Origin of the sequence: Kitasatospora sp. NPDC007106, from assembly GCF_040634455.1 — a bacterium.
GTDB classification, from domain to species: domain Bacteria; phylum Actinomycetota; class Actinomycetes; order Streptomycetales; family Streptomycetaceae; genus Kitasatospora; species Kitasatospora arboriphila.
Genome location: NZ_JBEYFP010000294.1, coordinates 1 through 7,021 on the forward strand (window position 1 = coordinate 1; position 7,021 = coordinate 7,021).

At 74.5% G+C, this 7,021-nt stretch carries 8 protein-coding genes and 1 pseudogene; 4 read left to right on the top strand and 5 right to left on the bottom strand.

The features are described from left to right. Positions 1-352: 352 nt before the first annotated feature. Positions 353-868, bottom strand: a complete 516-nt coding sequence (locus tag ABZ641_RS21195) for a hypothetical protein (RefSeq protein WP_344622734.1) — start codon at positions 866-868, stop codon at positions 353-355. 75 nt (positions 869-943) lie between these two features. Next, positions 944-1,507, bottom strand: a complete 564-nt coding sequence (locus ABZ641_RS21200; protein WP_344622733.1) for a DoxX family protein — start codon at positions 1,505-1,507, stop codon at positions 944-946. Positions 1,508-1,611: 104 nt separating this feature from the next. Here ABZ641_RS21200 and ABZ641_RS21205 point away from each other — a divergent pair, with 104 nt between their 5' ends. After that, positions 1,612-1,923 (top strand): barstar family protein, encoded by a 312-nt coding sequence (locus ABZ641_RS21205; RefSeq protein WP_344622732.1) that lies wholly within the window; start codon positions 1,612-1,614, stop codon positions 1,921-1,923. Positions 1,924-2,043: 120 nt separating this feature from the next. Then, positions 2,044-2,724 carry a DUF4232 domain-containing protein gene (locus tag ABZ641_RS21210; protein WP_359983890.1) on the top strand — a complete coding sequence of 227 codons (681 nt, stop codon included), beginning with the start codon at positions 2,044-2,046 and terminating at the stop codon, positions 2,722-2,724. A 48-nt stretch (positions 2,725-2,772) separates the two neighbouring features. On the opposite strand, the gene ABZ641_RS21215 is transcribed toward ABZ641_RS21210, so the two are convergent. Continuing rightward, the gene (locus ABZ641_RS21215) at positions 2,773-4,038 is read right to left on the bottom strand and encodes an alanine racemase (protein ID WP_344622730.1); all 1,266 of its coding nucleotides are present in this window, start codon (positions 4,036-4,038) and stop codon (positions 2,773-2,775) included. An 84-nt stretch (positions 4,039-4,122) separates the two neighbouring features. Beyond that, on the bottom strand, positions 4,123-4,557 hold the full coding sequence (locus ABZ641_RS21220; RefSeq protein ID WP_344622729.1) for an Lrp/AsnC family transcriptional regulator: 435 nt from the start codon (positions 4,555-4,557) through the stop codon (positions 4,123-4,125). Positions 4,558-4,736: 179 nt separating this feature from the next. Between ABZ641_RS21220 and ABZ641_RS21225 the strand changes: the two genes are divergently transcribed. Together ABZ641_RS21225 and kynU are read left to right on the top strand one after the other, a co-directional pair. After that, positions 4,737-5,567, top strand: a complete 831-nt coding sequence (locus ABZ641_RS21225; protein WP_344622728.1) for a tryptophan 2,3-dioxygenase family protein — start codon at positions 4,737-4,739, stop codon at positions 5,565-5,567. Continuing rightward, entirely contained in the window at positions 5,564-6,787 is a 1,224-nt protein-coding gene (gene kynU, locus ABZ641_RS21230) for a kynureninase (protein ID WP_344622727.1), read from the top strand. Before ABZ641_RS21225 ends, kynU begins: the two co-directional genes overlap by 4 nt. Here kynU and ABZ641_RS21235 read toward each other — a convergent pair. Next, positions 6,762-7,021: pseudogene (locus ABZ641_RS21235) on the bottom strand (FxsC protein); the annotation flags it as partial. The gene kynU and the pseudogene ABZ641_RS21235 overlap by 26 nt on opposite strands.

Sequence of the window (7,021 nt, forward strand, 5' to 3'; positions counted from 1 at the left end):
GAGGCCCGCGCCGCGGCGGCGGCGGTGCCCGCTCGGCCGGGGCCGGGACGGAAGGGAACGAAGCATGGCTGCGTGACTCCTGGTTGTGGGGGCGGTCCCGCCGCACCCCGGGGGAAGTCGCGGCGGGTGGGACCACCACGTCAGGGGCATGACAGGGAAATCGAACGTTGGCCTGCACACACAAGAAGAACCAGGTGCGGGGAGGTGTGCCGAACCGGTGCCGACGGCCCGAACCGCCGACACCGGTCCAGGGGCTCCCTGCACCTGGCCACAAAAATGGACTAGACCAAACGTCCCGTCAAGAGTCGTCTCCCGGGCTTGAGGCGCCCTTAAGGTTCCGTTGGGATACGGCTCAGTACCGCACCGCCCGGCTCACGACGGCCTTGACCTGACCGCTCAGCGAGCGGTTGCTCGTGGCCGTGGCCTGCGCCGTTCCGCCCGCGGGGACCTCCGGAACGGTCACCACCACGGTGTCCAGCCGGTTGCCGCTCGCGTCCTGGAAGTCGACCTGCACCAGGTACTTCTGCGGATCGCCCTGCCCATTGGCAACGGTGATGGGTACCTCGACCTTGCCGTCCGAGGACGTCACCGGGGTGCCCAGCTTCACGTCCCCGGCGGCGTCCAGCCCACCCGTGACGTCGGCGACCGCCGAGGAGGCCGCCGCCTCCGCGGAGGCCACCGCGGACGCCGCCGAGGAGGCGAGTGCGCCCGCGGACGAGGCCAGCTCGGAGGCCTTCGACCCGATCGCGGCGGCCGCCGAGGAGGCGACCGAGGACGGCGAGGAGTCCGACGAGCAGCCGGCCAGTGCGGCCCCGCCCAGCAGAGCGGCGGCGCCCAGCAGGGCTGCGGAACGGATCTGGAGGTTCATGGATTTCTGCTCCTGTGGGAACGACGGCTGCCGCGGGCGGGGCCCGCGCGGCCAGGTCCGGTGGGACGCCGCTGGTCAGGACAGGCCCGCGCCCTCCTGCATGGCGGCCTGCTCGATCTCCCTGATCTCCCGTCGCCGCACGGTGTCCTGACGGCGGGTCACCACGGCGGCCGCACCGATCGCGCTCGCGCCGAAGGCCAGCAGCCCGACCCACGGCCGGTCCAGCACGTGGCCCAGCGCGTGGTCCAGCGAGTAGCGGCCCGCCCCGGAGATGCCCAGCGCCAGACCGCAGGTACCGAGCAGCCCCGGGTACTCGAAGCCGCCCCCCATCGCGAAGAAGCCGGCCGGGGCGTGCACGGCGATGGCCCCGGCCATCGTCCCGGCCACCACCGAGCCGGCCACCGGCGTGGCCAGGCCGAGGACGAGCAGCGCCCCGCCTCCGGCCTCGCCGAGGCCGGAGGCGATGGCGTTGGGCCGGCCCGGCTCGTAGCCCATGTGCTCCATGGCCTGGGCGGTCCCCTCGATCCCTCCCCCGCCGAACCAGCCGAAGAGCTTCTGCGCGCCGTGCGCGAACATCACCCCGCCCACGGCGGCGCGCAGGGCGAACAGGCCGAGGTCCTTGCGGTGCAGACTGGTCATGATGGGGCCCCTGGGTCGATGGCGGCACGTCCTCTCCATCCCAGCCCACGGGCCGAGGCCGCTCGACCCGGGACCGCCATCCGGGCGAACCACCGAGGAGCGCCATGTCCGCGCCGGCCACACCCGTGTTCCACCTCGACGGGACGGAGGTCACCGACGAACGGTCGCTGTTCACCGCGCTCGGAGCGGCCCTCCGCCCGCCGGACGGCTACTACGGCAGCAACCTGGACGCGCTCGCCGACTGCCTGCGCGGCGGCTACGGCCCCGAGCCCCCGTTCGTGCTGGTCTGGCACGCCTCCGCACTCGCCTCCTGCCGGCTGGACCGGCGGATGCTGCTGGCCGGCCGGGAGTGCAGCTACTTCGAGGCGGTGCTGGACGTCCTGAAGCAGGGCGGCGTCACCGTGCAGCTGCACTGACGGTCCGTGACGGCGTCCGGGCCCCGTTACCGAGCCGGGACACCCCGTGCAGAACCGGGCCGCCGACTCCCGGCGTGGTCACGCCCGACACCCCGTGACCGGCGACCCGCAGGAGCACCCGTGAACCACCGCACGACCGCCACGACCCGGGCGGCGGCCACCGCCGCGGCCGTCCTCGCCCTCGCGCTCGGCGCGGTCGCCTGCGACGACGACACCACCGCGGCCGGCACCGGCACCGCGGCGCCCACCACCGCGGTCTCCACCGCCACCGCCGGCACCGGCTCCACCGCGAGTGCGGCGCGCGCCGGGGCGTCCGGGCCGGGCTCGGCGGCCGGCACCGGCGGCAGCACCGCGCAGGCCGGTACCGACCGCTGCCGCACCGCCGACCTCAAGGCCGACGTGCAGATCCAGGAGGCCGGCAAGGCCATGGTGATGCTCACCAACAAGGGCGGCCGCGCCTGCACCGTCAAGGGCTACCTCGGCTACGGCGGGCTGCTCGCCGACAACTCCCGCGCCGACACCGCCACCCACCGGGTAGCCAAGCCGGGCCCGCCGGTCGCCGTCACCCTGAAGCCCGGCACCACGGCCTTCTCCGGGCTCTCCTGGAGCAGCTGCGACAAGGCGGACGCCACCTGCAGCGTGCTCGCCGGCCTGGTGGTCACCCCGCCGGACGAGACCACCCAGCTGACCGCCACCGTGCTCGGCACCGACGGCAAGCCGGTCGTGCAGTTCCCCGTCGCGAAGGCCGGCTTCACCGTCGGCACCCTCCAGCCCTCCAACCAGGGCGTCCTGCTCGGCTGACGCCGGAAGGAGGCCCCGGGCGCGCCCCCGGCCGGAGGGCGGCGCCGGTCAGAAGAACGTCCGGACCAGGTCGACGACGCGCGGACGGTCCGCGTCCGCGTCGTCGAGCACCGGGATCAGCGTCCAGCGGTCGAAGGCCGTGCACGGGTGGGAGATCCCGAGCCGGACGACATCACCGACGGCGACCTCGGCGTCCCGCAGGTAGGCGTGCTGGTCGTTGAGGCCGCTCACCGTCGCACCGGTGAGCGGCTTGCCGCCGCGGACCTTCTGCGGGGCGGGCAGGCCGAGGTCGACCGGGAGGTCGCGCTTGCCGGCGTCCAGCAGCGCGAGGCCGGGCTCCGGTGCGGACACCACCCGGGCCCAGCCGTGCAGCGCGGCCCGCAGCGGCTCGCCCGCGCCACGGCGACCGAAGGGTGAGATGCCGCGGTAGAAGCCGTCGTCGTGGGCGAGGTAGGCGCCGGCCCGGACGACCACCCGGGTCCGGTCGTCGGCGAGCGGCGCGAGCTCCTCGGCGACGGTGTCGAAGAAGGCGCTGCCGCCGGCCGTCACCCAGACCTCGTCCACCTCGTCGAACAGGCCCTCGCCGGCGAGCTGCCGGTGCAGCTCGGCCATGCCCCGCAGGTAGCCGGTCACGGCGGAGAGCGAGGCCGGGGAGGCGTCCGGGCCGAGCGGGCCCTCGTAGCCGCTGACGCCGGCCAGCCGCAGGCCCGGTGCGGCGTGCACCGCGCGGGCCACCTCGACCGCCTCGGACAGCGTGCGGCAGCCGGTGCGGCCGCCCGGCGCGCCGAGCTCCACGCAGACGTCGACCGGGGCGGGCGCGCCGCGCAGCGCCCCGGACATCAGGGCGACGGCGCGGGTGGAGTCCACCCAGCTCGCGAAGCGGAACTCCGGGTCGGCGGCGAGCTCGGCGGAGAGCCAGCGCAGGCCCGCCGGGTCGAGCAGGGTGTTGGCCAGGTGGACGCGGCGCAGGCCGAAGGCGCGGCCGACCCGCAGCTGCGGCAGGTTGGCCAGGGTGACGGCGCAGGCGCCCGCGTCCAGGTGGCGCTGCCACAGGGCGGGGGCCATCGAGGTCTTGCCGTGCGGGGCGAGGCCGACGCCGGCCTGCTCGCACCAGGCGGCCATGGTGCGCAGGTTGTGGTCGAGGGCGGCGGCGTCCAGGGTCAGCAGCGGGGTGCCGAGGCCGTCGAGCCGGGGGGCGGTGGCGAGGTACTCGGCGACGGTCAGGCCCCACGCCTCGGCGGGGATCGCCTTGAAGCGGAAGTCGAGCCGCTCCCCGGCCAGTTCGGCCACCTTCGCCCGGTCGATCAGCTCCATCGCGCCCAGCCGTCCTCTCGCCCGCGCCCGCGGCGTTCCGGGCGTCCGACGGGCAGCCTATGCCGTCCGCGCGGGCCCGCGGGCCTACGGCGCCACCACGGGGTGCCAGGGGACGGGGCTGGAGAGGATCATCGAGCTGGCGGGCTGGCCGTACGCGGCGAGGCGGTCGATCAACTGTTCGAAGGCGATCATGCCGGGCACCCCGACCAGCAGGGTGCAGCAGGCGCCGCCGGTGACCCGGTGCAGCTGGAAGACCTCGGGCCAGCGGGTCACCTCGGGGTCGCGCAGCACGCAGTGCGGGCCGTAGCACTGCATGGTGACCAGGGCCATCACGGCCAGGCCGGCCCGGGCGGGGTCGACGTGCGCGTGGTAGCCGGTGATCACCCCGTCGGCCTCCAGCCGGCGGACGCGTTCGGCGACGGCCGGGGCGGAGAGTTTCACCCGCCGGGAGAGCTCGTTGTACGAGAGCCGGGCGTCGGCCTGGAGTTCGGCGAGCAGCAGCCGGTCGACGGCGTCCATGGCGACTCCCGGGGTCGGGTTTGCGTTCGGAAAGCGGATCGGCCCCAAGACCTTGCAGTCATGAACCCTGGGCGCGTTTTCGCTGCCCACCGCCCATTCAAGACGGAACGGATGCCGCCGCACAATGGTGGCCCCCACGATGGGAGTGGGACGAAACAGGACACACCAGGAGGAGTGCCATGGGCGGGGACACCGTCGACCGGCCGAATCTCGCCTTCGCGCCGCAGGGGGAGCCCGGCAACGGCACCCCGTACGCGCGCTACGCCATGCTGGACGTGCTGCACAGCCTGCAGCAGCCGCGCAGCAAGGTGCCGGCCGAGTACACGTTCATCGTCGCCACCCAGGTGATGGAGCTGCTCTTCGACCTGCTGCACCGCGAGTGGGTCTCCGCCCAGCACGCGCTGCGCGAGAACGACCCCGCCGGCGCCGTCGCCGCACTGCGCCGCGGCACCCACATACAGGACGTGCTGGTCAGCTCCTGGGACCTGCTCGCCACCATGACGCCCGCCGAGTTCAACTCCTTCCGCGAGGTGCTGGGCGAGGCCTCCGGCTTCCAGTCCTCGGCCTTCCTGCGGCTGGAGTTCCTGCTCGGCAACAAGGCCGGCTCGCTGCTGCGGATGTACGAGGACTCCCCCGCCGTGCACGCCGAGCTCACCGCGGCCCTGCACGGCGCGAGCCTGTACGACGACGCGCTCGCCCTGCTCGCCCGCCGCGGCGTGGCGGTGCCGCACGAGCCGACCGCCGGCCGGCACCGGCACGACGCCGAGGTGGAGCAGGGCTGGCGCCGGGTCTACACCGACCCGGAGCTGGCCGAGCTCGCCCGGCTCGGCGAGGCCCTGCTCGACACCGCGGAGCGGGTCACCCGCTGGCGCCAGCGCCACCTCTCCTCGGTCAAGCGCACCATGGGCGCCAAGCCCGGCACCGGCGGCTCCAGCGGCCTCAGCTGGCTCAAGCAGTCCGCCGACCAGGACATCTTCCCCGAGCTGTGGACAGTGAGGAACGACCTGTGACCACCCGTGAGGAGTGCGCGGCCCTCGACGCCGCAGACCCGCTGGCCGCACTGCACGGCGAATTCGCCCTGCCCGAAGGCGTGCTGTACCTGGACGGCAACTCGCTCGGCGCACTGCCCAAGGGCACCGCGGCCCGGGTCGCCGGGATGGTCGAGCGCGAGTGGGGCGAGGGCCTGATCCGCAGCTGGAACGACGCCGGCTGGTTCGCCATGCCGCACCGGCTCGGCGAGCGGCTCTCGCCCATGCTGGGCGCGGCCCTCGGCCAGGTGGTGGTCTGCGACTCCACCTCCGTGAACCTCTTCAAGGTGCTCGGCGCGGCGATGCGGCTGCGGCCCGGCCGGAGCACCCTGCTCGCCGAGCACGCCGCGTTCCCGACCGACCTGTACATCACCGAGGGCGTCACCGGCCTCTTCGACGGCGCCCGCACCGTGCTGCTGCCGCGCGCCGCCGACCTCGGCGAGCACCTCGGCGAGGACACCGCCGTGGTGGTGCTCTCGCACGTCGACTACCGCACCGGCGAACTGCTGGACATGGCCGCGATCACCGAGCAGGTGCACGCCGCGGGCGCCCTGATGGTCTGGGACCTCTGCCACACCGCCGGCGCCCTGCCGATCGAACTCGACGCCTGCGACGTGGACTTCGCCGTCGGCTGCGGCTACAAGTACCTCAACGGCGGCCCCGGCGCGCCCGCCTTCCTGTACGCGGCGCAGCGCCACCAGGGCGCCGCCGCACAGCCGTTGAGCGGCTGGTTCGGCCACGCCCGGCCGTTCGCCTTCGAGCCCTCGTACGCGCCGACCGAGGGCATCGGCCGCTTCCTGACCGGCACCCCGCCGCTGCTCGGCATGGCCGGCCTGGACGCCGCCCTGGACGTCTGGGAGAAGGCCGACCTGGCGCAGGTGCGGGCCACCTCGCTGGCGCTCACCGACCTGTTCCTGGAGCTCGTCGAGCCGCTCGGCCTGGAGTCGGTCACCCCGCGGGAGCACGCCCTGCGCGGCAGCCACGTCTCGCTGCGGCACCCCGGGGGCTACGCGGTGATGCAGGCGCTGATCGCCCGCGGGGTGATCGGCGACTTCCGCGCCCCCGACCTGATGCGCTTCGGCTTCACCCCGCTCTACCTCTCCCGCACCGACGTCTTCGACGCGGTGCGGCACCTCGCCGAGGTGCTGGAGAGCGGCGAGTGGCGCGAGGAGCGGTTCAGCCGCCGGGGCGCGGTGACCTGAGGAAGGCGTTCTCCAGCCCGTCCCAGTTCAGCGGGCGGCCGGGCGGGATGCGGGTCTCGTGCGCGACCTGCACGATCCGGGTCGCCAGCCGGTGCACCGCGAGCTCGTACAGCTCGCGCCGGCCGGCGGCCCGGGCCAGCGCGTACAGGCCCTCGCTCTGGTACTCCGGGCCCAGGCTGCGGTGGTTGAAACGCAGTTGGCGGGCGGCCGCGGGCTGCTCGGCCGAGGCCACCG

What these genes read in the sequence shown, in the direction of transcription:
- ABZ641_RS21220 (WP_344622729.1), bottom strand. Translation starts at nt 4,557, where the DNA reads ATGGACGCCGTCGACCGGCTGCTGCTCGCCGAACTCCAGGCCGACGCC.
- ABZ641_RS21225 (WP_344622728.1), top strand. Translation starts at nt 4,737, where the DNA reads ATGGGCGGGGACACCGTCGACCGGCCGAATCTCGCCTTCGCGCCGCAG.
- ABZ641_RS21200 (WP_344622733.1), bottom strand. Translation starts at nt 1,507, where the DNA reads ATGACCAGTCTGCACCGCAAGGACCTCGGCCTGTTCGCCCTGCGCGCC.
- ABZ641_RS21205 (WP_344622732.1), top strand. Translation starts at nt 1,612, where the DNA reads ATGTCCGCGCCGGCCACACCCGTGTTCCACCTCGACGGGACGGAGGTC.
- ABZ641_RS21215 (WP_344622730.1), bottom strand. Translation starts at nt 4,038, where the DNA reads ATGGAGCTGATCGACCGGGCGAAGGTGGCCGAACTGGCCGGGGAGCGG.
- ABZ641_RS21195 (WP_344622734.1), bottom strand. Translation starts at nt 868, where the DNA reads ATGAACCTCCAGATCCGTTCCGCAGCCCTGCTGGGCGCCGCCGCTCTG.